Origin of the sequence: Corallococcus macrosporus DSM 14697 (assembly GCF_002305895.1) — a bacterium.
GTDB lineage: Bacteria > Myxococcota > Myxococcia > Myxococcales > Myxococcaceae > Myxococcus > Myxococcus macrosporus.
This window is the reverse complement of the sequence record NZ_CP022203.1, coordinates 5,041,994-5,068,931: the sequence shown is the minus strand read 5'-3', so window position 1 is coordinate 5,068,931 and position 26,938 is coordinate 5,041,994. Positions and strand designations below refer to the sequence as shown.

Below are 26,938 nucleotides of genomic sequence, written 5' to 3'. Positions count from 1 at the left end.
TCGCGGGAATGGCGTTTCGTGTGCTCATGGTGGGCAAGGGGCTGCGTGCGCTCGCGGCCCGGGGCCTGTTCGATGGGGAGTCCCTGGTGCCCGTGGGGCCGGCGGAGGTGGAGTTCGCCGGCGCCCTGGTGGCCGTGCAGCGGCACTTCCCGGACGTGGTGCTGGTGGACCTGACGTCGCGGGACGCGCTGGTGGCCATCGAGCAGGTCATGGTCGAGCGCCCGGTGCCGGTGCTGGCGCTGCATCCCGGCGCCCTGTCCGGCCAGGACGCCTTCCAGGCGATGGTGATGGGCGCGCTGGACGTGCTGGAGCGCCCCGCGACGCCGGGGGCCGACTTCTGGGCGAGCGTGTCGCGCAAGCTGGTGATGCTGGCGCAGGTGAAGGCCGTGCGGCAGGTGCAGACGCGGCCGGCGACACAGGCGCCGCGCGAGGCGAAGCCGCCTCCGCCGTATCCGCTGGTGGCCATCGCGGCGTCGTTGGGCGGCCCCAAGGCCGTGGCGCAGGTGCTGCGGATGATTCCGCGCGCCTTCCCCGCGCCCATCGCCTACTGCCAGCACATCAGCGACGGCTTCACGGAGGGGCTGGCGCACTGGCTGGCCAACGAGACGGCGCTCCGCGTGCTCGAGGCGGAACATGACGTGCTCATGGAGCCGGGCACGGTGTACATCGCTCCGTCTGGCAGTCACCTGTTGGTCAGACCGGAGGGCAGGTTGGAGCTGGACTCCGGCCCGGCGCTTCGCGGTTTCCGACCGTCCTGTGACATGCTGCTCACTTCCGCGGGCGAGTCGTTCGGCTCGCGCTGCATCGGGGTCATCCTGACGGGCATGGGGCGCGACGGCGCGCGAGGATTGAAAGAGATACGAGAGCGCGGTGGTCGGACCATTGCCCAGGACGAGGCGTCCAGCGTCGTCTGGGGCATGCCGCGAGAGGCCGTGCTGATGGGTGCGGCGCACGAGGTGCTGCCGTTGAGCCGGATTGGCGCGGCGCTGATGCAGTGGGTGGAAGTGTGCTGACGGCGAGCCAGAAAGTCCTGCAGCAACTGGCCGCGCTGCTCCTGGAGCGCGCGGGGCTGAAAATCACGCCGGACGGCTTCCACAGCCTCCGGCTGGCGTTGTCCGCGCGCATGCCCGTGCTGGGCCTGGACGAGCCCGAGCACTACCTCCAGCGCCTGACGGGGCCCGGAGGCGAGGAGGAGCTGCGCTCGCTCCTGCCGCTCGTCACGGTGGGGCACACCGAGTTCTTCCGTGACGCCAAGCAGTTCCGCGCGCTGGAGAAGAGCGTGCTGCCGGAGCTGGTGTCGCGCTCGCGGCGGGAGATGCGCAAGGTGTCCATCTGGTCCGCGGGCTGCGCGACGGGCGAGGAGCCCTACAGCCTGGCCATGGTGCTGGCGGAGCTGGGCGCGCTGTCGCTGGAGGTGGACCTGTGGGCCACCGACCTCAACCTGGCGGCGGTGGAGGCCGCGCGGCAGGGGCGCTTCACGTCGCGCCGGGCCATCAGCATCAACCAGGAGCGGCTGACGCGCTTCTTCAAGCCGGTGGAGGAGGGCTACGAGGCGCTGCCCGCGCTGCGTGAGTACATCCGCTTCGACGGGCAGAACCTGGCCGTCCCCGTGTTCGACAAGGTGGGGCTGGCGTCGCTGGACCTCATCCTCTGCCGCAACGTCATCATCTACTTCGACCTGCCCACCATCCGCGGGTTGATGGACCGCTTCCTCGCCGCGCTGCGGCCCGGCGGGCTGCTGTTCCTGGGCTATTCGGAGAGCCTGTTCAAGGTCTACGACCGCTTCGAGATGATCGAAGTGGAAGGGGCCTTCGTGTACCGCCGCCCGCTCAGCGACAAGGTGGGCCGGGCGCCGCCGCTGCGCATCACCCCGTACCCGGGCGAGCCGGACGTCGCCGCCCGCAAGCCCGTGCCCGTGGAGCCGTTCGCCTCGGACCTGCGCAAGCGGATGCAGCCGCCGGAGGTGCCCCTGACGACGCGCCTGCCCGCGGTGCAGCCCACGGCGGCCTCCAGCGCGCCCAGCGTGACGTTGCCGGCCGTGGGAGCCTCCACGGGCCCGCGCTCGGTGGTGCCGGGCCGCCTGCCCGCGGTGTCACCGCACTCGCCGCTGCCCGCCATCGCCTCGCCGACGGCCAGCGCCGCGCGTTCGCGCATCACCTCGGAGCTGCCCTCGGTGGGGAGCCCGGAGCCCGCGCGGCCGCGCATCACCACCGAGCTGCCGGCCGTGGCCACCCCGCCGCGCGCCTCCAGCGTGGACGTGCCCGCGTGGCCCACGCTGCTGCCTCCCGCGGAGCGGCTGGCCATGGCGGTGCGGAAGATGACGCAGGGGGACTTCTCCGCGGCCATCGCGGGCGTGCAGCGGCTGCTCGCGGACGAGCCCAGTGACTTGGACGGGCTGCTGACGCTGGGCAACCTGTTCTCGCTCACCGGCCGCATCCCCGAGGCGCGCGAGGCCTTCGCGCAGGCGATCCAGCGCGAGCCGCTGTGCGTGGAGGCGCGGGTGTTCGGTGGGGTCGCCGCGCTGCAGGCGGGGGAGCTGGGCGAGGCGCGCGGAGAGCTGGCCAAGGCCCTGTTCCTGGAGCCCACGCTGGCCATTGGCCACTACCTGCTGGCCCAGGTGCACGAGCGGACGCAGGACCACGAGGCGGCGCGGCGCAGCTACCGCAACGCCATTGCCCAGCTTCGCTTCCCGCAGCGTCCGCTGGCGGGGCACTACCCGGAGATGCCGGACTCGGCGGAGGCCATCTCTCGCGCGGCGCGGTATGCGCTGGCCGCGCTGGAGGAGCAGCCCCTGCGCTGAGGCAGGGGCCGCGCCCGGCGCCGCGCTTCAGTCCAGGCTGCTCTTCACCTGGTCCAGGCTCTTGTTCGGGTCCAGCACGGCGCTGAACTTCTTCTGCAGGTAGCTCTTGGCCTGGCCGCGCAGGAGCATGCCCGGGTCGGTGCCTTCACCCTCGACGGCCTTGTCGGTGATGACAAACGAGGCGTCCATCTGGATGCCCATCACCTTGCCGACGATTTTCGCGCCTTCCCCCTGCCAGTCCGCCTTCACGCCGTACTTGCCGCCCCAGTACTGGAGCAATTGATCGACGCGCTGCTTGACCTCCTCCTTGGGGAGGGAGTGGGGGATATCGAATTTCATCATACCCATGGCTGGCTCCAATCTCGGTGTCCCGCTCCGAGCGTTTAGCCGCGCCCGGGCGGGAATGGAACCGCCGTGTCACTTTTGGGGGCGCGGATGTCAACAGGCTTGCTCACGGGCCTGCCGTCTTGCGGACGCGCTTGAGCTTCACCGGTGGGTCCTCCGGGCGGCCCCAGCGCTCCAGGTAGGGCGCCAGGTTGTACTTGGCCGCCGTGCGCGCGGAGCTCATGGGCCGCACCTTGCCCAGCACCTTCCGCTCCTGGAAGGGGCGGTCGTGCAGTCCCAGCACCCACATGAAGTTGGCGACGCTCGCGGGGTCCCTGCCGTCCACCGCGTACTTGTCATTGAGGAACGCGATGCGTTGCAGCGCCACCTTGGGAGACGGGCTCCACTCCAGGAGCTTCTTCCCCCACAGCATGCGCAGGTAGTTGTGGATGCGGCCGCGCTCCACCAGCTCGCGCTGGGCCGCGTTCCACAGGCCGTCCGCGGTGCGCGCCGTCTCCAACTGCTTCAGGGAGTAGCGGTGCTCACGCGCGTCCTGCTGGTGCCGGGTGAGGGTGTCTCGTGCCCACGCCGGCAGGGAGCTCACGGAGAGCTGCTGCTTCTCGGGCGTGTGGAAGCAGTAGTTGAAGCCCAGCTCGCGGCGGACGAGCAGCTCCTCGATGAAGCCCTGGACGGACGCGTCGTTGGCGCCGCGGGCCTGGATGGCGGCGCGCGCGGCCTCGCCGGGGAAGAGGTTGCCCCAGTGGAAGTAGGGGGACAGGCCGGAGGACTGCTGGAGCCCCGGGTCATTCCGGCCGGTGTCGTATCCCTCCAGGCGCTGCTGGACGAAGGCGCGCAGGGCCTGGAGGCCGGCCTTGCGGCCACCTCGCTCCTGGATGGGCGCCACGCCGTGGTCGAGGTCGAAGGTGGCCAGGGACTCGCGGGCCTCGCGCGCGTCAGCCGTGGCGAAGCCGGGCTCCAGCTTGCGCCCGGCCGCCGCGGCCTTGACCGCGCGGTGGGGCACGGCGCGCTCCAGGTACTCCGGCCACAGCTTCTTCAGCTTGGGACGCAGGGTGTACGCGCCAACCTGCCGCGTGGCGATGCGCTGCATGGGCACCACGCACGAGGCATCCACGGCGAACAGCGGAACGTCCAGGGCCCTGGCGGCGCCGCGCAGGTGGCCCGGGATGATGAAGGTGGGGAACAGGTCCGACACGACGGCGGCGGCGCGGCGGCCGAGCCAGGCGAGCCGGGGCTGGTGCTCCTTCGCGGTGCGGGGCAGCTCCAGCCAGTAGAGCAGCCCGCGCGCGGCGCAGCCGGCGGCCATGTCCATCATCCCCTCCAGGGCCCAGGCGTGGAGCCGGTCCGACGCGTAGGGGTAGTCCGGACGGATGGCCTGGTAGACGACGACGGGCAGGCCCAGGTGGTTGCCCAGGCCGATGGCGGCGTCCAGCGCGTGGTTCTGTTCGGCGCGATGGTTGACCATGCACCAATAGAGGACGAAGTCGCGGCGGCCGGAGGGCAGGGGGAGGTCCTTCACCACCTGGACACGCGCCGAGTCGACGCCGAGTTCGGACCACGAGAAGCCTTCAGGCATGGGGCCTCAGTTGATACGCGAGCCGAGTTCGCGTCGCGGAAGAAAAGGAGTGCGTGGCTGTGAACGAGGGGACACGGAAGGTCGGGTGGCGCTCCAATTTCCGGCACCCGGGGACAGGTTGTGGTTTTCTGCCGCCCGGCCGGACCGAAGGAGTCCTTGCGTGTCATCACTGAGAACCTGGAGCTGTCTCCCCATCACCGCCCTCGCTCTCGCGCTGGTCCTTCCGGAGCCCGCGAAGGCGCAGGCGGGCGGAACCTATCCATCCCCCGGGTATTCGCAGCCGCCGCCTGCCCCCGCGGGTTACGCGGCCCCGCCGCAGCCCACGTATCGCCAAGCGGAGCCGCAGCCGCCCGCGGACCCGTATGCGCAACCGCCGTCGTCCGCGCAACCGCAGCCGCAGCAGCCCGTGGATTCGTATGGGCAGCCGCCAGCGCAGCAGCCCGTGGATTCGTACGGGCAGCCGCAGTCCCAGCCGTCCGCGGACCCGTATGCGCAGCCGCCGTCGTCGGCGCAACCGGCGGACCCGTATGGGCAACCGTCGTCCCAGCAGCCCGTGGACCCGTACGCGCAGCCGCAGACGCAGCCGGGCTATCCCCCCGCGCAGGATGCCTACCCTTCGCCGGATGCCCAGGAGCCGGCCGTGAGCGACGCGCCCACGCTGCCCCCGGATCCGGACTCGCTGCGGACGAAGCCGCAGTCGCCGCTGACGCCAGACGACCAGGCCATGGCGAAGCGGGGCGTGCCTCCGGTGGAGGACACGGGCGTGATGCTGGACGGCCGGCCGCGCCAGGGACCGTTCCTGTCGGGCCCGGGCAGCTTCAGCTTCATCGTGCACCACACGGCGCTGGGCGCGCTGGGTGGCTTCTTCACGCAGGCGTTCGCCAGCGACTTCAACTTCGACAAGAGCTCGCGTGAGGCGATGCTGGCGGGCACGCTCATCGGCGCGGGCCTGGGCTTCGGTGCCTCGTCGTGGTGGCAGTTCAACAACTGGGTGGACCGGCCCATGGCGACCTTCGGCATCGCCAACTCGGTGGTGGGCGGCATGTTCACCGCGGGCCTGATGGACCTCTTCACGCAGGACGCGGGCATCCTGACGTGGTCCGCCTTCCTGGGCGCGGAGCTGGGTGCGTGGCTCACCGCGGGCATTGGCGGAGGGCAGCTCCCGCTCAATGACGGCCTGTTGATCTCCTCCGGTGCGGGCTGGGGCGCGGCCTATGCGGCGTTGCTGCTGGCCATCATCCACTTCTCCGGGACGCCCGTGTCCGGCAAGACGTGGCGGGACACGCTGCTCCTGGCGCCGGGCATCGGCGCGGGCGCGCTGGCGCTGGCCACCATGCGCTACAACCCGACGCCGTCCCAAATCGTCCGAGCGAACATCTTCGGCAGCGGCGTGGGCGCGGTGGTGCTGCTCATCTCCGGTCTGGTGCTGGGTGGTTTCGACCAGTCCACGCCGTACGTCCTGTCCTTCCTGGGCTCGGCGGGCGCCATCACCACGGTGAGCCTGCTGTGGGAGGAGAGCGTGGACCGTTCGGCCGTGAAGATGGTCGGCCGCTCGGAGAAGGAACGGCCGTACACGAACGTCTGGTGGTAGACGCGGCCTGAAGCAACCTGGCGAGCGCCATGGCACGGCGGGGCAGGAGGCACCACCTTCCCCCCGACATGGCGCGCGTCAATCCATTCTCGGCCCTCCTTGCCTCGCTGGACTCCTCGCTGGAGCCCAGCGGCTACGTGCCGCGTGGCAACGCGGTGCCCCAGCCGTCCCACGTCCGGCCGCTGCTGGAGGCGGCCAACCCCACCGCGGAGCTGCGCCGTCTGAGGGAGTCGGGCGCGCTGCTGCGGGACACCCGGCCCGCGATGTACCTGGTGGAGGTGCAGGGCCCCGCCGGGAAGCTCGGCGGCCCGCCGGTGCGCTTCCTGCTGTGTGCCCTGAACCCGGATGCGGGCGCTTCGTTGGAGCACGACCCATACCGGCCTCGGGCCTGGGAGGCGGAGCCCGCCGTCACGCTCACGGCGGATGACCACGGGGTGCTGCGTGGGCTGCTCGCGGAGGCCTCGGAGCGCGCCATCGTCGTGTGGGAGGGCAGGTACGGCCCGAACACGCTGTCGCTGCGGCGCATCGAGCCTTCGCCCGTGTCGAAGCGGCTCCAGGCCGTGCTGGATGAGGCGCCCATGCGCCCGCTGGCGGCGCTGGATGAACGCGGGCCGACGCTGGCGGCCGTGGTGCCGCTGTCTGACCCGGGGTTGGAGCTGCTGCCCATCCACCGGGCACTCAAGGGCGTGGACACCTTCAAGGAGGAGACGTTCCTCACGCTGGTGACGGCGTATGCGCGCGTCTACGAGTTGGACGAGCCGCTGAACACGCCGCGAGGCCTGGCGGTGGCGCGGGAGCGGCTGGCCACGCTCATCACCGGGCACCACGCGGTGCTGCTGGTGCTGCCGGGTGGGCGAGGCCGCATCCTGCGGTTCCGTCAGGGGCTGGACCTGGCGCACCTGAAGGGTGCGCCGCGCAATCCCACGCTGCGGAGCCTGGACCTGGCGCTGCTCAACGCGCTGGTGCTGCGGACGGTGCTGGGCATCAAGGACCCGGAGGCGCCGGGGCACTCGCAGGTGTACCCGGTGCAGGGCCTGGAGTCGCTGGTGCAGGGCGTGGAGTCCGGGATGTTCCAAGCGGGCTTCGCGCTCAACCCGCCCCCGCTGTGGGAGGTTCGCGCGGTCATGGAGGCGCAGGCGACGTTGCCCCCCAGCACGCTGCGGGTTGAGCCGCTGCCGCCGGCGGGGCTTCTCTACCTGGACCGGGAAGCCTGACCTTGGTGTGTGGATCCTGAGCCAAAGCCCGCCGGAGGACCTTCTCCGGCGTGTTCCGCTCGAAATCCGGCCGGGGTCCGGGGAGACGCTGGATTCTGTGGCGGCGGGGTGCAGGTGCTGCAACGCCGTCAGGGGTACCGCTTCACGTTGGACCCGCTGTTGCTGGCGCACTTCGCCATGGACGAGGGCGCAGCGGGGGCGGTTGATGGATTTGGACACGGGCTGCGGAACCATCCCCCTGGTGCTCGCGCGCAAGCTGGGGCGCAAGGACATCACTGCGCTGGAGCTTCAGCGGCGTCTGTTCTCCCAGGCCGAGCGGAACGTGTACCTCAACCGCTGTGAGCGCGAGGTGTCGCTGGTGCAGGGGAACCTGCGCAGGGTAGGGGCACAGTTCGCTGCGGGCGGCTTCGCGCATGTGCTGTGCAATCCACCGTACCGGGCGCGGGCTGCGGGGCGCAGCAGCGTGTCCATGGAGAAGGCGGTTGCTCGGCATGAACTGGCGTGTGAACTCCAGGATGTGGTGCGCGCGGCGGACCACCTGCTGGTGCCGCGAGGCACGCTGTTCATGGTGTACCCGGCGTCACGATTTGGTGAGCTGACGTCTGTGTTGCGGCTTCATCGTAACCGTCCGGTGGACGTCGTGCCGGGAAGTTTAACGACGGACGAGGACCGTGCTCGGCGAGCGCCGCGAGGGTGTTCAGGGACTGGGCTGGCGGGGGGACTGGGCCAGTTCGGCGGCGCGTCGTCGCACCCACTCGTGGGTAGCAGCTCACCGATGCGCGGGTTGGGGCGCCTGCACACGCAGCAGCACGTCGGCCAGATACGCCTCGGGATTGATTTGGTTGGCCTCGCAGGTGGCCACCAGCGCGTAGATGCCGGCGAGGTTCTCTCCCGCGGCCTCGTGGCCGACGAAGAGAAAGTTTTTGCGGCCCAGGGCCGCCTTTCTCAGCGCCGCCTCCGAGCGATTGTTGTCGAGAGGCAGGCGCTCATTCTCCACGAAGCGTGTGAGGGCTTCCCACTGCTTGAGGGCGTAGGAGATGGCCTGGCCCAGTGGACTCTTGGGCGGGTGATGCGGTGCCTGGGCGTCCAGCCAGGCATGCAGCTTGGCGAGGACCGGGGCGCTGTGCAGTTGACGCATTTCGCGGTGGGCGGCCGTGCGCACCACGCTCGGTGCTGCCCCCGTGTTCCTCCTTAAACGATCTAGCGAACTGGCGCCGCCAGCGGGTCGTGCCGATTACCATGGCGGGTACAGCCTCACGATAATGCAGCCATTTCCCTGCGCTCCTGCCAAGTGCAGGAGGAGGTCACGCCGCATGACTTTGAGACAACTGTTCAGGTGAAATTAGTCACCTAATCAGAACTTGCCTGAAGTCTCTCGTAAACAGATCGCAGATCTGGATCTAGACGCCGACCATCAGGCTCGCGGACTATCGAAACTATGTCGCGCCATTGTTGCCTCCGAAGCCAGCCGAGCACATCGGTTTTCTTACGCCCCCGCTGATACTGGGCTGCCAAACGAGTCGCATCAACGCGCTCTATATCTAACTCAAGCACCAATCGAAGTGCATCGAAACTTGGGACGCCCTCAGACGCCAATACTGAAAGATCCCTGATCCCACTACCAACCTTGGCGCCTCTAGTTCGTGCTTCATACTGCACCAGTTCATCGATGCCAAACAAAGCCCAAGGCAGCAGGTAAATGACGCGCGCATAAATGATTTTAATCAGGCGACTCCAACTTTTCTCCTTGTCTTGACGATCCCGAATAATCGTTAATGGCAAGCCTTCAAGCCAAGTAGAAGAAATAAATGCCGTCATGCCGCCTAATTTATCCCCCTCAAACTCAGCCATGTGCTTAGACGCTGGCCCGAGCAGGTACCCCAACTTGCTAGGATTTTTGATTTGTCCTCCGACGACGATGACGCCAAAATTCCTAAGCTGAAAATCCTTGCAGCTTCGAATCCATTTCATGAGTTCCGATTGTGACTCCAAGGACCACCCGATTCGTGCAGCTATCTGCAGAAGCTCAGTATTCCGCTCGAGAGTTGCACCAACCAACTTTTGCTGCTGTTTGGCGACTGTGCCACAGAAAGCTCGATCCTCCTCATTCATTGCCTGTGAGGCAAACATTCCGTGCTCAAGTTGCTGGGCCCAATCGCCCTCGCGTTTTATGGCTCCAGAAACTTTTGCATGCACATAGCCAACCCGCAGCATGTTGATGAGGCCTCTAATACGCTTTAGGCCTCTTTCTGAAATCTCGGTGCTTTCTTTTGATAAGGCGGAGAGGTCAATTTGATTTAAGCTTTCAAGATTGAGCCCCCCCTTATTGACCGCCTGCCGCAGTTGGCTCATCGCAGTACCTAACGCAGAGCGGACAGGGGGCATGTCGCGAAGCTTTTCTGGAAAGTACTGGTCGAATGAAAATTCACTAAGTCGATGTTTCCAAGCACTCGGCCGAAAGAGGATGCAATAGCCCTCCGCATCAACTCCGAACCGGCCTGCCCTTCCAGCAATATTCCATAGAACGCGGGGACTTATCTCGTAATTGTCGGCAACCAGCGATTCGACGATAACAGTCGAGAATGGGAAGTTAACCCCCTCGGCCAAAGTTGTGGTCGCACAAACAATGTCAACTAGCCGATCGGAGATTGCTGCTTCCACTGCACTCCGAACCCGAGGAGGCAACCTGGCGTGATGGTAGGCCACCCGCTTGCGAAAATGACTTCGTAACGGAACATCCGCATGCATTTCGCGCTCTAGGCGGGCATCCAGTCTCTCGGCAGAAACTCCGCTCTGCATATGTTCCTGGCGAAGTTTGCAGATTTCATCAGCCAAAGCCTCAGATCTGCCTGGACTTGTCGCAAGAACTAGAACAACCCCTGCTTTACTTAGGCGGCTGGCCAGTGCCGCTATGCCTTGGATTGGATCTTCTGGACATTCCCCGGGTGCGAGCACTTGGTGCATCTCAGACTCGCCAAAATTCAAGATCCCACTACGATCCGTTCGGCATTCAAATGTCCCAATGCGAAGTGGCGCAGCGCGCCACTCAACTGTAATCGCTTCCGACGTTTCGCTTGGGTCCAGCCACCCGGTCAGATCTTTGATGTTCGGCGTAACTGCAGATAACTGCACGACTCTGCACTTACTTCCAAGGATGGATTTCAATCGCCAGAGATAAAACTCAAGGAGAATGCCACGAGTACCATCCTCGATATGGTGAGCCTCGTCGATTACTGCAAGCCCGATAGATTTGATCGCTGGCTTCCCGATCCGCAAAATCAGATCGGCTTTTTCAGGCGTGAACACTAAGACGCGAGCAGCATCGAGTTCAGTGGGCACCGCCTCGAATATAGTCAAGCTGGCACCCAAGCCAGCAACGGAGATCCCTATCGGTCCAAGACAATTTTGCAGGTCTTTGGTCACTTGGGCAGCCAGAGCTCGACTTGGTGCTACATATATCGCGCGAGCCCCCTCGTTTCTTTTTAGGAAATCGGCTAACAAAATTCTCATTAGGGCGGTCTTGCCTGTGCCAGTCGGTGCCGCCAGCCCAAACCCGCGAATGCTATCGCTCAACACGCCTGCATTGATTGCGGCCTGCTGCGAAGGCCACAAGTCGACAGGCATTCCAAGTACCTTCAGTTCAGGCCGCGAGAGCGCTGAACGAGCCTCAAGCGTTAAGACTGTTGATGCTCCCCGCCTTAATTCGAGCGACTTTGACAGTGATTCAAGGTCACCACCATTAAGCCCTGTGAAAAAAGAGGTTGAGACTTGCTGCAAGAAAGCGAGCGCATTCGAGAGCGGCATGAATGCGTCTTGGCTCGGATCCTGCAGGGCAGTGCCATAAGCGAGCATCACCTCGCTTATGGCTGCTTGAATCATGATTGATGGCTGTGTTGATTCGTCGTCAATTTCTGCGGGGGGTGGTGATGTATTTGGTTGGCGGGAAGCTCCAATGGTGCCCCAGCATGATTCTTTGTCTCGAGCAAAGTAGTTGCGAATGTCTAAAGCTAAATGCTCGTTCATGCCAGCTGATGCCGCAGGGCCTGGCTGTCGCCCCAGGTCGTAGAGAATAGCTGCCTTCAGGTAATGAAGGGCCGTTTCGACTGCTCGTTGTTGCTGTTGCGACAACTTTGCGCTGGCCATTTCAATGTCGCCGGCAAGAGTACACAGGCGCGATGCGATTCGGCTTTCTGTTAGTTGCCATTGAGCCGCACTGGCCAACACGGCTTCCGAAAACCTCGACAATCGGCCAAGTCCTGGCTTGGGCGATTGCTGGTCTTCGGCCATCCCCTTGATGCGAAGACTCGTTAAGAAATAGCTAAGTCGAGAGAAGTCTTCGCGAAACCATTCGGTCTCAGTGCATGCCGCGAGTTCCTTTTCTGAGAACATTTATTTCCTCCCTCCCAGGTGCTGCTTCACGTTCTTGTATGCTTGGCCTGCGAGGGATGCTAAATCCGTTACAACCAATGCCTCGAATTCGAATGTTTGCTTGCAGGAGGCGGTCAAGACATAGTCAATATCCTGCGGTATGACGCTGTTTGTGTTGACAACTGCCATCCCGAGAATTTTCAATGATGGTGGCCCAGGAGGTACTAGATCTTGGCGGATCTGCTTTGCTTCATCGCTAGTGAAAGATTCCCGTTCAAGATTGTCTCGTATCGCCACCAGGTCAAATCGACCGTCCGATGCACCATAGCCATCTAGAGATTGGATGAGTTGCCTGTAAATTCCTTGTCTGTGCCCGGTGAATTTGCTCCCAGGCATTGGTCTGATGCTGGTTTTGGCCTCAACCGCTATGTAGTCGTATGGTTTCTTTTTTGTGTTTACAAAGAATGCGTCCATTTTGTGGACGTTCGTATCTTCCGCCGTGGTCATGCTTAATTTGGCATAAAGCCGACGAAGACTGAATGCTTCCTCTAGATAGACCGAACATAGGATTTCGCCAAAATGACTGCGCTGAAATTTTGGTGTCCTAGGGATCTTGGTGGCTAGATCCAGCACCATTTCCAACGCATGGCGTCGTTCTTGAAAGTCCAAAGCTATCTTGCTGGGCGAGCGATAATAGTAAGGGATCTGGCCTGCTACCGAATAGGCCAGAGATCGGTCCTGCTGGCTTTCACTCAAAGTGCACTGCCACCCGGAACGCAGAATCGTCAAGCGGGCATCTGAAAGCTTGAGTGACACCCGTTCCCCCAAAAAGGGCTTAACCGCTTGAAAGGTCATTGGATCTATACCTTCTTGCATCCATGCTCTGCGAGTTTCCGATCCACAGGCGTGCGCACGTCGCGAACGACTGCAAGTCCAGTTTAACTGGGACAAGCGCTGGAATGCCAGTTGTCGGAGGACAGTTGTTGCTGAGCACGGTGGCTGAGGGAACGAGGCCCGAGTTCGAGCCGGCTGCATGATGGGTTCGCGCCGCTCGCCATCCGCCCCTCATCACGTCGTTGGCCGGACGCTTACGTGTCCATCTCTCCACGCAAGCGCTTCAGTGGGGAGGCGATTGCCTTCGCACTGGCGCTGTGGGCCCTGTGCGGCCTCGGCGCGGACGAGGTGCGACAGCGGACGAGCGACTGGAGGCGCCAGGGGGACGCCGCCCGTGGCTGGCGGTCGCTCACTAGGTGGGCGCGGCAGCTGCGGGCGCGGCAGCTGTTCGGCGCGCTCCACCTCGGCGCGGTGGCGGACGGGCCCCGGGCCGTCACAGCGCGAGCGGCGCAGGCGCTCTGCGAGCACGCGCCGCTCGCGTGGCGGAGCGCGCCGCTCGCGCATCAAGCCTTCGCCGGAGCCCGACATGTGAGCTGATGCCCATCACCGCGAAGTGGCTCGGGAATCCGCGCCCACCGCGTTGGGCACGCTCCCAGCGGCCCAGACGGATGCGAGGGGTGCACTTCCCGCCAGGCCCGCGATGGACGCGGCGGCGGGAAGGAGACCTCCATGGACGAGCTCGTCCCGAAGGACCACGGTGAAGCGATTGCAATCTTCCGCAGCCAGGTCATTGCCCCGGTGGTGCACCGCCAGTTGACGCGCGGAGAGCTGCGCGGCGCGCTGAGGGAACTGACGCGGCAGAAGTTCCGTCCGCCCGGCGCCGAGCGCACGCGGCACTTCAGCGTGCCGACGCTGGAGCGGTGGTACTACCGCTTCCGCAAGCACGGCCTCGTCGCGCTGCGGCCCTAGCCGCGCAAGGACGCGGGCCGCGCCAGGGCGCTCGACGAGAAGGAGAAGCAACTGGTCTGCGACGTGCGGCGCGAGCGCGTCCGCAGAGCTGATTCTCGCGACGCTGGTGCGCCAGGGCCGCGTGCACGAGGGCGTGGTGGGCGCCGCCACCGTACGCAGGCTGCTCACTGAGCGCGGGCTCGACCGCGTCTCGCTGCGCGGCACGAGCGAGGGACTCGAGCGCCGGCGCTGGGAGGCCGCGTACCCCGGCGCGCTGTGGCACGGCGACGTCTGCCATGGCCCGGTGCTCACCGGCGGCACGAAGTGGACGCCGCCGCGCATTCACGCACTGCTCGACGACAGGAACCGCTACGTCGTCGCGCTCGAGGCGCGCTCCACCGAGCGCGAGGATGACATGCTCAGCCTGCTGGTGCGCGCCGCGCACCAGCACGGCGGGCCGGAGACGCTCTACCTCGACAACGGCTCCACCTACTCCGGCAAGGCGCTCGCCACCGCCTGCCCGCGCCTGGGCATCGCGCTCGTGCACGCCAGGCTCTAGGACTAGCAGGCTCGCGGAAAGATGGAGCGCTTCTGGCGCACACTTCGCGAGGCCTGTCTGGACCACCTGGACCGCTCGCTGCGCCTCGCCGAAGTCCAGCGTCGCCTCGACACCTTCCTCACCCGCCACTACCACTCGCAGCCGCACGCCTCGCTCATGTGCGACACGCCAGGCCTCGTCTGGGCTTCCCACCAGACGCGCCTCGTCTCCGAGACGCAGTTGGTCGAGGCGCTCACCGTGCGGGCGTGCCGCCGCGTCTCCCGCGACGGCGTCGTCAGCCTCGCCGGCCGCCTCTTCTAAACCGCCTCGACGAGTCCGCTAAACATCCAGCCCAGCGTGCTCGAAGAAGGAGCGAAGGACGTCGGGACGATGCTGTAGGGCCCGAAATTCCCTTCGCGCCAGGCGCATGAGGTCCGAAATGGCAGGGGGCGTTGCGTTGAGCAATGCCTCCTTCACCACGCCATTGCAGCCCTCCTCTGGGTTGAGGTCAGGAGCGTACGGGGGCAGCCACTCGACGAGGACGTCCTTCGAGTGGCGTTGCAGCCAGGCCCTGACCGCCTTGGAACGGTGCGCCTGAAGGCGGTCCCAGATGATGACGAGCGGACGTCCGAGGCGCCGATGGAAGTACCTCAATGCGGCGATGACTTCCTTGTCGTGGACAGCGCCGACGAAGTGGCGGGCGAACACCTTGGGGCGTTCACGCCCCCGCGGCGCCGTCAGGAGCACGACGCTGGAAATCTCTCGGCGCCTGCTCAGACGCTTGAGGACTCGGACTTGTCCCACCGGCGCCCAGGTGGTGCCCAGGCGGGCCCGAAACGTGTGACCCGTCTCATCCAAGAAGGCAATTGTCCTCCCGCTTCTTCGAGCCCCCTTTTTATTCGAGGCCAATCTCTTCGCACCCAAGCTTCGATGAGCGCATCATCCCGCTCGCTGGCCTGGGAACGAGGGCGGTGCGCGGAGAACCCGAGCCGATGCAGCGGCCTCGTCAGGGAGCGTGGGTGGTACCGCACGCCCCAGCGGTGCTCGATGAGATGTGCGATGCGTGGAAGGGTCCACCGCTCCGTGGGAAAGCCGGCCCTGACAGCGCCGGCATTGAGCGCTCGGGCCACTTGCTTCCACTGCGAGGGGCTCAGCTGCGAGGGACGCCCCTGATGCGGCTTGCGCCGCAGCTTCCTGACACCGCCCTGTGCGAGGGCTTTGCACCATTGAGACACCGCCCCCCGGGTGACACCGCACTCGTCCGCTACGTCGACTGGGCGCCAGCCCGATTTCAGCAGTGAAGCGGCGAACAATCGCCGCTCCTCCATCTGCTCGGGCGTCAGCCTGAATGGCTGCTGCCCCATCACCACCACCCCCTTCATTGGAACAACCGTTCCGGGGTTTAGGGGATTCGTCGAGGCGGTTTAGGTGCGCCACGGCTTTCTCGCCGGCCGTCTGGTGAATGTCGCCAGCTGCCTCGTCGAGGGGCTGCCCGCCTCTGTCCGCGTCGAGAACGACGGCCGCTGCTACGAGCTGCAGCCGCTCGACGTGCAGGCCAATGCCCGCGCCCACCGCGCACGCAGTCCCCTCCCGCCGGCCCCGTTCGTCCCCTTCGACCCCACCGCCCGCGACTTGGAGTGACACCACCATGTCCCAGCAACTCCTCTCCGCCTTCGGCCTCGCCGACCTGCCCTTCACCAAGGAGATTCCCGACGCCGAGTTCTGGCTGCCTCCCTCGAAAGAGGCCGTCGTCACCGACGTCGTCGACGCCCTCGAGTCGCGTCAGCCCGTCCTCGTCGCCGGCGAGCCCGGCGTCGGCAAGACATGTGTCCTGCTCGCCCTGCGCCATCGCCTCCCGAAGCAGCGCTTCCGACTGACGTACTGCCACACCGCGCCGCTCGGCCGCCGCGACTTCTATCGGCAACTGTGCCTGGCGCTCGGGCTGCAGGTGAAGGCCACCGCGGCCGCCGTGTTCCACGCCGTCACCACACACGTGCACGAGCTCGCCACCAGCCGCGTCCACCCCGTCTTCCTCCTCGACGAAGCGCACCTGCTCCACCCCGACGTGCTTGGCCACCTCCACATCCTGCTCAACGATGACTGGGGCAGCCGGCCCTGCTCTTTGTCGTCCTCGGCGGCCTCCCCGAACTCGAGGCCCGTCCGTCGACGAGCCTCCACAAACCGCTCCTGTCGCGCCTGCACACGCGCGTACACATCGCCCCAGTCTCTCTCGACGACTCCGCCGAGTACCTGCGGCACCGCCTGCGCCTGGCCGGATGCGAGCGCGAGCTGTTCCCTTGTGACGCCGTCGCGCTTCTCCACGAGGCCAGCGAGGGCGCCCATCGCGAGCTCGACCGCCTCGCCCAGCTCTGCCTGCGCGACGCTGCCCGCCTCAAGCGCAAGCTCGTCGACGGCGAGCTCGCCTGCGGCGTGATTGAGCGCGCGCAGTTCACCGCGTAGCCATTCGGCCTCGGGACGCCATCATCGACCCTGGTGGCGTCCCGGAGCCGGGCTTGATGGGCATCACGCCCCCTGACGGCTCGCATGCTCCTGACGGATGCTCATCAACCAGCTGGTTTGCTCGTCCATCAGCAGACGTGCGCGTCAACACGAAGGGGAACACCTCCGGCCCAGGAGTGGCACCAGCGAGACATGCCTGCCAGCAATGACGTGGAGCCCCCCCAGCCCGCTCACACGGCTCAGCCATACAGCTCGCTCAGCGGTCCCGGCGCGATGCGCGTGCTGCCCTCCTGTCCGAAGGTGTTGAAGTCCGCGTCTCCGAACGCGTGGCCGAGCGTGTTGAAGAGGTTCGACACCTGCCGGTTCCGGGCCGCGTCGTACTTCGGGTACACGACCGTGCGCCCGTCGGTCTTCAGGCCCAGCGCGTTGCCGCCCACCACGAGCTTCGGCCACTCGCGCGAGGTGGAGTGGTGCTGCTCTCCGTTGTCGGACATGAAGACGATCGCGGTGTGGTCCAACATCGAGCCGCTCGCGCCGACCTCGGGCGTGGCGGCCAGCGTCCTCGCCAGGTTCGCCACCAGTTGCACGTGACGGCGGGTGACCTCGGCGACGCGATCCCAGTTCTGCCCCGCATCCAGGCCGTGCTGCAGGCTGTGCCGCGCGACGTCGGACACGTCCGGGCCGTAGGCCACGTCGAAGCCCGAGGTCCCCGTCGCCAGCACCACCGTGTTCGTCAGCCCGCCCAGGAGGGACGCCGTGGCGATCTGGAACTGCGCCTCGAACCACTTCAGCGAGTCGGGCGGTGAGCCCGCGCCGGTGATGAGCGGGTTGTCCCGCGGCGCCAGGGGCAGGTAGGGCCGCACGCGGCCCGCCATGCCTTCGAGCTGATCCTCCCGCGTGCGCAGCGACTCGAGCGAGGAGACGTAGCGCTCCAGTTTCAGCCGCTCGTTGGAGTTGCCGCTGAACTCCGCCAGCGCCTTGCGCGAGTCGGCCAGCGCGAAGTCGAAGAGCATCTTGCGATCGCGCCCGTTCGTCGAGCCGCCGAGCAGCGAGCCGAAGGTGCTGTCGAACGCGAGCGACGGGTTGACGATGATGCCCGCGGGCTTGCGGGGTCCGAGCGCGCAGGTCTCGTACACGATCGACACGCGCGCGGAGCTGGTGCCCAGGCGCAGCACGTCGAACGGGGCACCCCGGCGCAGGCGAGGTGCGATCACCGCGTCGAAGGTCGCGCCCGCGCCGTTCACCGCGCAGCTCAGCCCGCCCGTCCCGCTGGAGTGCCCGCCGCCCGCGATGAGGTTCGAGATCCCCAGCAGCACGGCGGAGCGGTTCACCAGGTCGATGTTGCCGGAAGACGCCGCCAGCGGCCCGAGGCTGATCGCGCTGGCGAGATCGTCGCCCTCACGCACCAGCGGCGCGTCCTTGTACGCGTCCCAGAAGATGCGGTCGGAGGTGTTGGCGCGCCCCCCCAGCGCCGCGCGGGTGCCCGTGCTCAGGAGCGCGCGGGGGTAGACGCCATTGCACTCGAGGACCAGCACCAGGCGCGCCGGCAACGCGGACGGCTGGGCGTAGACGTCGTGGAAGTAGGGCGCGAAGAGGCCGGCGGCCATGCCCTTCAGGACGGTTCGTCGCGAGAACATGACAGTCACTCTCCAGCCTGCGGCACGCGCCGCGTCTTCCAGGTGTCACTGGTCATCAGCGTGGTCAGCATCTTGGAGAACGAGCCGTTGTTCTGATCATAGGCCTGCTCCATCCGCGTCAGCGTACAGGCGTCGCTCGGGTTCTCCGGGCGGCCCATGAAGTAGCGGAAGGCCTGTCGCAGGAAGCAGCGTTTCACGTGCCGCGAGGCCGCCAGGCGCTCGCTCAACTCCACCGCGTCGCGCACCGGGCCGTCCAGCCCGGGGTCCGGCATCGACGTGAGCGTCGAGCTCCCGTCTGGCGTGGTCCAGCCTCCGTCGGGCGAGTGATCCCGCGCCCGCAGGAAGCCCGCGTGGTTGTAGATCTCGAAGGGCAGGCCGAGCGGCTCCATCAGGCGGTGACAGCCCTGACACTGCGCTCCGGCCGTCGCCTCCTGCAGGCGGCGGCGCGCGTTCTTGTCCGCGGCGTGAGGGCCGACCTGGGCCGCCACCTGCACGCTGCTGAGCGGTGGGACGAAGCCGCACAGGAGGTTCTCTCGCACCCACTTGCCGCGGTGGACGATGGATGGATCGTCCTCGAAGTTGCCGCCGTGCGCGGCCAGCCACACCGGGTGGGTCAGCACGCCCGCGCGCTCGGTGGCGGGCAGTGTCTTCCATCGGCCCTCGACGGTCGCCGGGAGGATCTCGCTGACGTTGTAGGGGTGCGAGAGGCCCTTGTGCGAGTCGTACGCCGCGTGCTGCATGGAGGGCACGTAGAAGGTGCGCGTGGTGAGCAGGTTCGCCAGCACGTCCCGGTCCTCGACGACCACCCGCGCGATCAGGTCGTCGAACTGCTGGATGAAGGTCGGCTCCAGCGGATGGAAGTTGGTGAGCAGGTTGTCGTACGAGACCGCGCTGATGTAGCCGAGCCCCTCGAGCTCGAAGCGCGAGGTCGCCGCCGGGGACTCCTTGAACACCCCGGCCACGTGCTCGTAGCCGAGCCACTCGCGGAAGAAGCCCGCGACGCCGTCACCCAGCCAGTACTGCCCGCGCTTGGAGCGCTGCTCCTCGTTGTAGTCCTGCACCAGATCGAAGCGCGGTGTCCCGTTCTCATTGGCGTCGACGCCGCCCAGGTACTTCTCGATCAGGGCGGTGGTCGTCGCGTCCTGCTTGAGCGAGCCATCCTTCGCGGCGGTCGCCACGTCCGCCAGGTGCCCCTCGAGGGGCGCGGAGTAGTGCGGCCACACGAAGCTCGGCGTCGCCGAGGGCGCGCGCCCCGCCAGCGCGTAGGCCAGCTGCGAGCCCAGCTCGAGGCTGGTCAGCTCCACGCGACCGTCGGCCGGCTCGCCGCCCATCTCGCGGCGGAACATGGCGCCGGTCATCATCCACGCGGCGTTGGAGATCCGCGTGATAGAGTCCGCGCGGGTTTGCGGGGAGTGGCTCGGCTCCTGCGCGATGACCGCCGTCGCGAAGTCGGTGAGGCGCGTGAGCTCATCCTCGGTGGGCGGGCGGAAGAAGACGCCGAACTCGAGCATCTGGCCAAGGTGGAAGCGCTTGCAGTCGTCGCTCGGGTTCGCGTCGTCGAACATGCAGCGGAAGCGTCTGTCGGTGTAGACACGCTCCATCCGGTTGCCGTCCGGGTAGTTCATCGTCCAGGGCGCGGCGGCCGCGCCGACCACCGGCAGGAAGAGCTCCACCGTGGCCTCGTCCAGCGTCTCGTCCGTGGCCCAGGAGCTGTACTGCTCGATGGCGCTGGGGTCGAGCGGGTTGTCGTAGAAGCTGAACCCGGTCCAACTGCGCTCGACCGAGCCACCGACGTTGCGGGTGAACTCGCGCCGGTTCAAGCGGCGGATGCGCGTGGGCGCATCCGAGCGCACGCCCTCGGTGCAACTGAAGAGCGCGGACTGGTCGAGCAGGTTGGGCTCGGGCACCACCGTCACGTCCGGGCCGCCCGTGCCATCGCAGAGGGGCATCCCCTCGCCAATCCAGGTCTCGAGCGCGGCGAGGTCGGCTGCGCTCACGCGCGCATGGGGGGCCGGCGGCATCGGAGACGCGTCGTCGCGCATGCGGATGAGCGCGCGCTGGGCGTTGCTGAGCCTCCCATCCATCGCGGAGCTCACCCGCATGTCGTGCAGGGTGCGCAGCGGCATCGTCGCCCCCTGGGTCGGCATCGCGCCGTGACAACTGGCGCAGCGCTCGGTGAGCACCGACTGCACCACGCACGCGGCGCCCAGGTTCCCCCCGGGCTCACCGGGCCCCCCTGGGTTGTTGGGGCCTCCGGTGTCGGTGTTTGGCTCGACGGAGCCCTTGCACGCAGCGAGGCTCAGCAGTCCGGCCAGCAGTAGGACGCGGTTCATCCGGTCAGACTGGCATGGACGGCAGGTGGGATAGCAAGCAGTCCCTGCAAGTCGGGCTCAGCCTCATGCGTCGTTGCCCGGGAGCTCGGGATACCCGCGGCGGGTCGCCTGGCATTGGCCTGTTCCTGCCGGCTTCATGGGTCTGGCAGCGGCTGCGGCTGGACCCCGAGCTCGATTCGGTCGGGCGGGCGGTGACGGCCCGCTGCTGGCTGTCGTTCGCCTTCGCCTTGCGTGGGCGAAGGCAGTGGGATGAGGATGAAGCGGCACCCGTGGTCGTCTCGCTCCCCGGAGTCCCTGTGCACGAGTGGCGCTCCCGCTTCCCGGCGTCAACCTGTAGCGTCGATGGCCAGCCTGTGAGCGCGGAGTCCTTGCGCGTGCGTTCCATGAACTTCGGACAGTATTGGCGCACGCCGAAGGTCGCCGAGGTTCGTTACGAGGTCCTCCTGCCCGGCGCCTATGCCGTGGCGTTGCTCGGACGCGACTGGGACGACCTGGTGGACGACTATCATCGGTATCCCGATCCGGATGATCCGCTGGGGCAAGCCCTCGAGGCGCTCGATTGGCCAGGGCCGGAGCGCGCGCTCGGCGACCCCGTGGCGGCGCCACGGGTTCTCGATTTCTTCGCCCATGAGCTGTTGCTGCGCTGGTTCGATGATGGCGCCCCCGAGGCCTCGGGGTTCGTCATCAACAGCGTCGAGGAGGTCCGCATGGAGGGGAACGACGTGTACCTCTCGGGCCGCGCGCGGACTCACGAACCACAGGTGCGCTACGCATATCAGGACGTGTGAGGCGTGCCCTCCGTGGGGGATGCCCGCGGGGTAGGGGGAGGGGATGAACGCACGGCTTCCTCCCGGCCCGCCGCTCGTGACTGCTTTCAACGCCCGGGCCTTGCCGGACTCCTCCGCGGGCTGAATGAGGCCCGCCGAACCGGCCGACGCCGCGCCCCTGCTCGTCGCGCCTACTCGTTCCTGCCCTGGGTCGCTTCGGCCGTTTCCGGGGTGAGCGGCGTGGCGGCCTTGCGCGGAGGCGTGAACGGCGTCGGCGTCGGGCCCGGGACGAGGTTGCCGATCAGCAGGCGTGTGCCCGCGGCGAGTCCCCCGGCCAGTTCCAACTGCACGCGCTCCGCATCGCGGCGGCGCACCTCCTCGACGATCTCCAGTGCGTCTTCCTTCGGAACGCCCAGTTGGCACAGCGCGTGATGGCCGAACCTGATCGCCGATTCGAACGTCTCGCGCACCTGCACGTCGACCCCGGCGTTTATCAACTGCAGGGAATGTTCGCGATCGAAGGAGCGCACGAGCAGCTTCGCCTGGCCGAACTCGGACTTCACCAGCTCGACGATGCGGTTGGCGGCCTCCTTGTTGTCGATGCACACGGCGATCACCTGCGCGCTGTCCGCGCCCGATGCGCGCAGCACGTCCAGGCGCGTGCCGTCGCCGTAGTAGATCTTGAACCCGAACGTGCCGGCGCTGCGGATCATCTCCACGTCGTTGTCGATGATGGTCACGTCCACGCCGCGCGCGAGCAGCGACTGGCTCACGACCTGGCCGAAGCGGCCGAACCCGATCATCAGCACGCTGCCGGACAGGCCGTCGGCGACGTCCAGGTCGTCGATCTTCTCATCCTGGCGCTTGAGCCACGGACGCACCGCGAGCACGACCAGGGGCGTCAGCGCCATGGACAGCACGACGATGGCGGTGAGGTTGGCGTTCTGCGCGGCGGCGAGCACGCCGCTGGCGGCGGCGGTGGAATACAGCACGAAGGCGAATTCGCCGCCCTGCGCCATCAGCGTGGCGCGATCGAGCGCTTCGTGATGGGTGGACCCGGTAAGCCGCGCGACGGCGTAGATGCACAGCGCCTTGACCAGCATCATCGCCAGCACCGCGCCGAGGATCAGCGCCCAGTGGTCGCGCACCACCGACAGGTCCAGCGCCATGCCCACGCCGAGGAAGAACAGGCCGAGCAGCAGGCCGCGGAAGGGTTCGACGTCGGCTTCGAGCTGATGGCGGAACGTCGACTCCGACAGCAGCACGCCGGCGAGGAACGCGCCCATCGCCATCGACAGACCGCCGAGCTGCATCAGCAGCGCGGACCCCAGCACGACGAGCAGCGCGGCGGCCGTCATCACCTCGCGCGCCCGCGCCGCGGCGAGCAGGCGGAACAGCGGATTGAGCAGCCAGATGCCGGCGGCGACGAGCGCGACCAGCACGCCGGTGGCAATGCCTATCGAGGTCCAGCGCGAAGCGTCGCTGCTGGGCTCGCCCGGCGCGAGCAGCGCCACCAGCACCAGCAGCGGCACGATGAGCAGATCCTCGAACAGCAGCACCGAGACGATCTGCTGTCCGTGGGGCAGGGCGATGTCGCCGCGTTCGCTCAGCAACTGCATGACGATGGCGGTGGAGGTCAGCACGAAGCCCATCGCCCCGATGAATGCGACCACCGGCTCCTGGCCGAACAGCAGGCCGACGCCGGTCAGCGCCGCGGTGCAGGCGGCGATCTGCAGCGTGCCCAGGCCGAAGATCTGCCGACGCAGGCTCCACAGGTGCGAGGGGCGCATCTCCAGGCCGATGACGAAGAGGAACATCACCACGCCCAGCTCGGCGACGTGCAGGACCGCCTGGGGGTCGGAGAACCAGCCCATCCCGAACGGCCCGATCACCAGCCCCGCGGCGAGGTATCCCAGCACTGAACCGAGCCCCAGTCGCCTGAACACGGGCACCGCGACCACCGCCGCGCCCAGCAGGGCCACCACCTTCACCAGATCGTTCGATCCCACGTCCGCCATCTGTCTCCCCAAAGCATGTGAACCGCACCGGCCCGTGAAGCCTACACGGGCGGCGCGGGACGGGGCGCTTTCGCGTTGAGTCCGCCCCGTTCAGCGCACGGCCAGGGGCTGGCGCGGCGACGCCGCTACGGGGCGCGTGGTGCGCTGGCGCTGGTCAAGCAGGTGCGCGGGCGGCGCGCGCGGGGCTTGAGGCAGCGGCTCAGGAGGACGTTCGACTTCGCCGTGTTCGGCTGCGTGGGGTGTGGAGGCAGGTGGTGGTGCGGGCCGTCCTCGTCCCGGCGCCCTCGGCGAAGGCTGCGCCGGGACGAGGCGGCCTGACCTCACTTCCCTGACGGCGGGAGACAGGCCAGCGGCAGGGCCCAGAGCTCGGCTCCCGTCGCGGTGTCATCCCCTGCGAAGTACACCCGTGAGCCCGAACGGGTGAAGCCGCCCGGGTAGGAGGACAGCGGGCCCGGCACGAGCTCCGCGACTCGCACCGTGCCGGCCTCCGTCCCGTCGCTGCGCCACGCCTCGCGGCCCGTGTCCGCCTGGAACGCGGTGAAGAACGGCCAGTCGCCCACCGCCGTCATGTCCTGGGGGTCCGAGCCCTCGGGGCCCGGGACGATGTCCTTCACCCTCCGCGTCCCCGAGGCCGTCCCATGGGTCCGCCACAGCTCGACGTCCACGCCGTCCGCGCTGCCGCGGAAGAAGACCTGGCCGCCCGCCGCCACCAGCGAGAAGGGAACCGGCGACACCGTCCCGATGCGTACGGTGCTCGCCGCTGTTCCACGGCTCTTCCAGAGCTCGGGCGTGGAACCCGTGCTCGTGGCGGTGAAGTACACGGTGTCGCCCAGGCCCACGAAGCCCTCCGGATACGAGCCATCGTCGCCAGGGATGATGTCCTTCACCAGCCGCGTCCCCGAGGGGGTCCCATCCGTGACGAACAGCTCGCGGCCACCGAATTCGGCGGTGAAGGCGGCGAAGTAGACCTTGTCACCCACCGCCGTCAGGAAGATGGGATTGGCGCTGCCGGGCCCCGGGACGAGGTCCGCGAGCCGGTACGTGCCCGCGCGCGTCCCGTTGCTCCGCCACAGCTCGGAGCCCGTCTCCGGGTCATACGCGGTGAAGATGACGAGGCGTCCCAGCGCCACGAGGTTCCAGGGAGCGACTCCGGCCTTCACACGCGTCGTCCCGCCCCGCGTGCCATCGCTCTTCCACAGCTCCCAGTCGTCGCTGGCATTCGCGGCGACGTAGAAGAGCTTCCCGTCCGCCACCGTCAGGTTACGCGGCGCCGAGCCTTGGGGGCCCGGGACACTGTCCTCCACGAGGCGCGTTCCGGCCGCGGTGCCGTCGCTCTTCCACAGCTCGCGGCCGTGCACCCCGTCGTCCGCGGAGAAGTAGAGCAGCCCGCCCACGGGCGTCAGCTCCTGAGGGTCCGAGCCGGCGAGTCCGGGGGCGATGTCATCCACGCGCCGAGTGCCGCCCCGCGTGCCGTCGCTCCGCCACAGCTCGGTGCCGATGCGGCCATCATTCGCGGTGAAGTAGAGCATGCCCCGCCAGTCCACCAGGTTCTCCGGCACCGAGTCCTCGATGCAGGCGGCGACGTCCCTGACGAGCACCGGCCCCTTGCAGCTCGAATGGAAGTCCGTCACCTCGGGCGACCCTTCCTCGGCGTCCACGGACGTGCAGGCCAGCCCGGGCACGACGAGCAGCATCACCGCCATGAGCGGCCACTTCCTGCGCCGCCCGCTCAACACGCTCAACGCGAGCATTGGCAGCCCCAGGATGGCGGCCCAGGGGACGAGGCCGCGGGCCCCCGCCTCGTGAAGGCCCAGGCTCCCCGCTGGGGTGCCGCAGTCGCCCAGCGAGGCCAGCGGCAAGGACCACAGCTCCCCGCCGATGTTGTCGTCGAAGGCCAGGAAGAAGACGGACTCGCCGGATGCGGTGAAGCCTCGGGGCGCGGACATGCGGGGGCCTCCCGTCACGGTGCGCATGCGGTAGGTGCCGTCCTCCGTGCCATCGCTCCGCCAGAGCTCGTCACGGCCCTTCGCGTCGCGGGCGGCGAAGAGGAGCGTCCCGTCCACGGCCACCGGCAGGAACGGAACCGAGCTGTCCGCGCCAGGGTTGATGTCCTTGACGAGCACCGTGCCCCCGGGAGTCCCATCGCTCTTCCACGGTTCGACGCCGTGAATGCCGTCGTCCGCGTTGAAGATGAGGCTCCCGTCCAGGGTCGTGCGGAAGCGCGAAGGGTCGATGTCGGGGTACGAATCCTCGGGGCCGGGGAAGACGTCCTTGAGCAGGAACGTCCCCGACTCCGTCCCGTCACTCACCCAGGGCTCTTCGCCCGTCGCCGGCGTGCGGGCGAAGAAGAAGAGGCGCCCTCCCGTCGCGATGAGGGCCCAGGGGCTCGAGCTCTCCTCGCCGGGAACGATGTCCTCGACGAGCATCGTCCCCTCGGGTGTCCCGTCGCTCTGCCACAGCTCTCGGCCGTGCAGCGCCTCCTCCGCGACGAAGTACAGCGTGTCCCCCAGCGCCGTCAGCCAGAACGGTGAGCTGCCCTCCGAACCTTCGGCGATGTCCCTGACGAGCACCGTGCCTTCGGCCGTTCCGTCGCTCCTCCACAGCTCGGAGCCATGCGTGCCGTCATCAGCGGAGAAGTACAGCGTGTCCCCCAGGTGGGCGAAGGAAGAGGGCGTCGAGCCCTCTGGCCCCGGGTTGATGTCCGCCACCAGGACGGTGCCTTCCTCCGTGCCATCGCTCTTCCACAGCTCGAAGCCGTGGAGGTCGTCCATCGCGGAGAAGAACAACGTGTCACCCACGACGCTCAGGTTTCTGGGGAACCCGCCCCCCTCGCCGGGCTGGATGTCCTTGACGAGGACCGTGCCCCCCTCCGTGCCGTCGCTCCGCCACAGCTCGTCGCCGTGCACGCCGTCGTTGGCCATGAAGTAGATGGCACCGCCCATCACCACCAGCGGCCGGAAGGAAATGAACAGCTCGTCATCGAAGTCGCGGAACGCGTCCTCTGGACCGGGGTTGATGTCCTTCACTCGCACCGTGCCGGAGGCCGTGCCGTCGCTCCGCCACAACTCGCGGCCGTGAAGCGGGTCCGTGGCGGTGAACAACAGCGTGCCACCCAGGTTCACGAAGGCGCCGGGCAAGCTCGAGCTCCGTCCGAAGCTGATGTCCTTGACGGGCAGGGCCGGGGCGCACCGCGGCGTCGGGCAGACGGGCAGCGGGTGCCGGCGCTCGATGGACCGCCGCGCGTCCGCGGCGTTGCCACGTCCGGCCCAAAGACAGACAGCGAGAATCGCCAGCAGTCGCCACTTCGAACATCGAGACATCTTGCCCTCCTCGGGGCTTGCGAAGGCTTGCAGCCCTGGAGCGCTGGAATCTTGGAGGGACGTGGAGGACGACAAGCCCCCCCGCGGGCAGTGCGAGCGCTCCCCGCCGACACTCCCTTCAATCGGAGTCCACGTCGTCCGCCGTGGTTCGACGGGCTCCACCCCGCACCCCGCCGAACCGTTGACGCCCCC

Annotated in this window: 16 protein-coding genes and 4 pseudogenes; 9 read left to right on the top strand and 11 right to left on the bottom strand. The window is 67.4% G+C overall.

The window, feature by feature from the left end; genetic code table 11:
* Window positions 1-8: 8 nt before the first annotated feature.
* Together MYMAC_RS20480 and MYMAC_RS20475 are read left to right on the top strand one after the other, a co-directional pair.
* Window positions 9-1,013, top strand: a complete 1,005-nt coding sequence (locus MYMAC_RS20480; RefSeq protein ID WP_043711463.1) for a chemotaxis protein CheB — start codon at window positions 9-11, stop codon at window positions 1,011-1,013.
* Window positions 1,007-2,800: a protein-glutamate O-methyltransferase gene (locus tag MYMAC_RS20475; RefSeq protein WP_095959295.1), complete on the top strand. Its 1,794-nt coding sequence runs from the start codon at window positions 1,007-1,009 to the stop codon at window positions 2,798-2,800. Before MYMAC_RS20480 ends, MYMAC_RS20475 begins: the two co-directional genes overlap by 7 nt.
* Before the next feature lie 27 nt (window positions 2,801-2,827).
* Here MYMAC_RS20475 and MYMAC_RS20470 read toward each other — a convergent pair whose 3' ends face one another.
* Window positions 2,828-3,148, bottom strand: a complete 321-nt coding sequence (locus tag MYMAC_RS20470; protein ID WP_043711461.1) for a polyhydroxyalkanoic acid system family protein — start codon at window positions 3,146-3,148, stop codon at window positions 2,828-2,830.
* A gap of 103 nt (window positions 3,149-3,251) precedes the next feature.
* On the bottom strand, window positions 3,252-4,718 hold the full coding sequence (locus MYMAC_RS20465) for a cryptochrome/DNA photolyase family protein (protein WP_095959294.1): 1,467 nt from the start codon (window positions 4,716-4,718) through the stop codon (window positions 3,252-3,254).
* A 160-nt stretch (window positions 4,719-4,878) separates the two neighbouring features.
* Between MYMAC_RS20465 and MYMAC_RS20460 the strand changes: the two genes are divergently transcribed.
* The 3 genes and pseudogenes from MYMAC_RS20460 to MYMAC_RS20450 form a co-directional block, all read left to right on the top strand.
* Window positions 4,879-6,309 (top strand): MFS transporter, encoded by a 1,431-nt coding sequence (locus tag MYMAC_RS20460; RefSeq protein WP_239988918.1) that lies wholly within the window; start codon window positions 4,879-4,881, stop codon window positions 6,307-6,309.
* A 68-nt stretch (window positions 6,310-6,377) separates the two neighbouring features.
* Window positions 6,378-7,523: a DUF1015 family protein gene (locus MYMAC_RS20455; RefSeq protein ID WP_170114820.1), complete on the top strand. Its 1,146-nt coding sequence runs from the start codon at window positions 6,378-6,380 to the stop codon at window positions 7,521-7,523.
* Between the two features lie 205 nt (window positions 7,524-7,728).
* A pseudogene (locus tag MYMAC_RS20450) lies at window positions 7,729-8,034 on the top strand (methyltransferase); the annotation flags it as partial.
* 194 nt (window positions 8,035-8,228) lie between these two features.
* Here MYMAC_RS20450 and MYMAC_RS20445 read toward each other — a convergent pair.
* The 3 genes and pseudogenes from MYMAC_RS20445 to MYMAC_RS20430 all read right to left on the bottom strand — a co-directional run.
* A pseudogene (locus MYMAC_RS20445) lies at window positions 8,229-8,679 on the bottom strand (IS66 family transposase); the annotation flags it as partial.
* Window positions 8,680-8,873: 194 nt separating this feature from the next.
* Window positions 8,874-11,912, bottom strand: a complete 3,039-nt coding sequence (locus tag MYMAC_RS36925; RefSeq protein WP_157757527.1) for a DEAD/DEAH box helicase — start codon at window positions 11,910-11,912, stop codon at window positions 8,874-8,876.
* Window positions 11,913-12,767 (bottom strand): Hachiman antiphage defense system protein HamA, encoded by an 855-nt coding sequence (locus MYMAC_RS20430; RefSeq protein WP_157757526.1) that lies wholly within the window; start codon window positions 12,765-12,767, stop codon window positions 11,913-11,915.
* A 687-nt stretch (window positions 12,768-13,454) separates the two neighbouring features.
* Here MYMAC_RS20430 and MYMAC_RS38700 point away from each other — a divergent pair.
* Window positions 13,455-14,529 (top strand): annotated as a pseudogene (locus tag MYMAC_RS38700) (DDE-type integrase/transposase/recombinase); the annotation flags it as partial.
* Window positions 14,530-14,550: 21 nt separating this feature from the next.
* Here the strand turns inward: MYMAC_RS38700 and MYMAC_RS20405 are convergent.
* Both MYMAC_RS20405 and MYMAC_RS20400 read right to left on the bottom strand, forming a co-directional pair.
* A complete protein-coding gene (locus MYMAC_RS20405; protein WP_157757504.1) occupies window positions 14,551-15,069 on the bottom strand; it encodes a transposase in 519 nt (172 codons plus the stop codon).
* A complete protein-coding gene (locus MYMAC_RS20400) occupies window positions 14,985-15,539 on the bottom strand; it encodes an IS630 family transposase (RefSeq protein WP_239989625.1) in 555 nt (184 codons plus the stop codon). Before MYMAC_RS20400 ends, MYMAC_RS20405 begins: the two co-directional genes overlap by 85 nt.
* 100 nt (window positions 15,540-15,639) lie before the next feature.
* Here MYMAC_RS20400 and MYMAC_RS20395 point away from each other — a divergent pair.
* Together MYMAC_RS20395 and MYMAC_RS20390 are read left to right on the top strand one after the other, a co-directional pair.
* Window positions 15,640-15,852 (top strand): annotated as a pseudogene (locus MYMAC_RS20395) (IS481 family transposase); the annotation flags it as partial.
* 7 nt (window positions 15,853-15,859) lie between these two features.
* Window positions 15,860-16,645: an ATP-binding protein gene (locus MYMAC_RS20390; protein WP_239988917.1), complete on the top strand. Its 786-nt coding sequence runs from the start codon at window positions 15,860-15,862 to the stop codon at window positions 16,643-16,645.
* A gap of 265 nt (window positions 16,646-16,910) precedes the next feature.
* On the opposite strand, the gene MYMAC_RS20385 is transcribed toward MYMAC_RS20390, so the two are convergent.
* Window positions 16,911-18,308 carry a DUF1552 domain-containing protein gene (locus MYMAC_RS20385; RefSeq protein ID WP_095959287.1) on the bottom strand — a complete coding sequence of 466 codons (1,398 nt, stop codon included), beginning with the start codon at window positions 18,306-18,308 and terminating at the stop codon, window positions 16,911-16,913.
* 5 nt (window positions 18,309-18,313) lie between these two features.
* Window positions 18,314-20,641 carry a DUF1588 domain-containing protein gene (locus MYMAC_RS20380; protein ID WP_095959286.1) on the bottom strand — a complete coding sequence of 776 codons (2,328 nt, stop codon included), beginning with the start codon at window positions 20,639-20,641 and terminating at the stop codon, window positions 18,314-18,316.
* Between the two features lie 383 nt (window positions 20,642-21,024).
* On the opposite strand from MYMAC_RS20380, the gene MYMAC_RS20375 reads away from it, so the two are divergent.
* Window positions 21,025-21,429, top strand: coding sequence for a hypothetical protein (locus MYMAC_RS20375; RefSeq protein WP_239989637.1), 405 nt, complete (start codon window positions 21,025-21,027; stop codon window positions 21,427-21,429).
* Between the two features lie 170 nt (window positions 21,430-21,599).
* On the opposite strand, the gene MYMAC_RS20370 is transcribed toward MYMAC_RS20375, so the two are convergent.
* Together MYMAC_RS20370 and MYMAC_RS20365 are read right to left on the bottom strand one after the other, a co-directional pair.
* Window positions 21,600-23,426 (bottom strand): monovalent cation:proton antiporter-2 (CPA2) family protein, encoded by a 1,827-nt coding sequence (locus MYMAC_RS20370; protein ID WP_095959285.1) that lies wholly within the window; start codon window positions 23,424-23,426, stop codon window positions 21,600-21,602.
* 320 nt (window positions 23,427-23,746) lie between these two features.
* Window positions 23,747-26,746: an ELWxxDGT repeat protein gene (locus tag MYMAC_RS20365; RefSeq protein WP_095959284.1), complete on the bottom strand. Its 3,000-nt coding sequence runs from the start codon at window positions 26,744-26,746 to the stop codon at window positions 23,747-23,749.
* Window positions 26,747-26,938 lie beyond the last annotated feature (192 nt).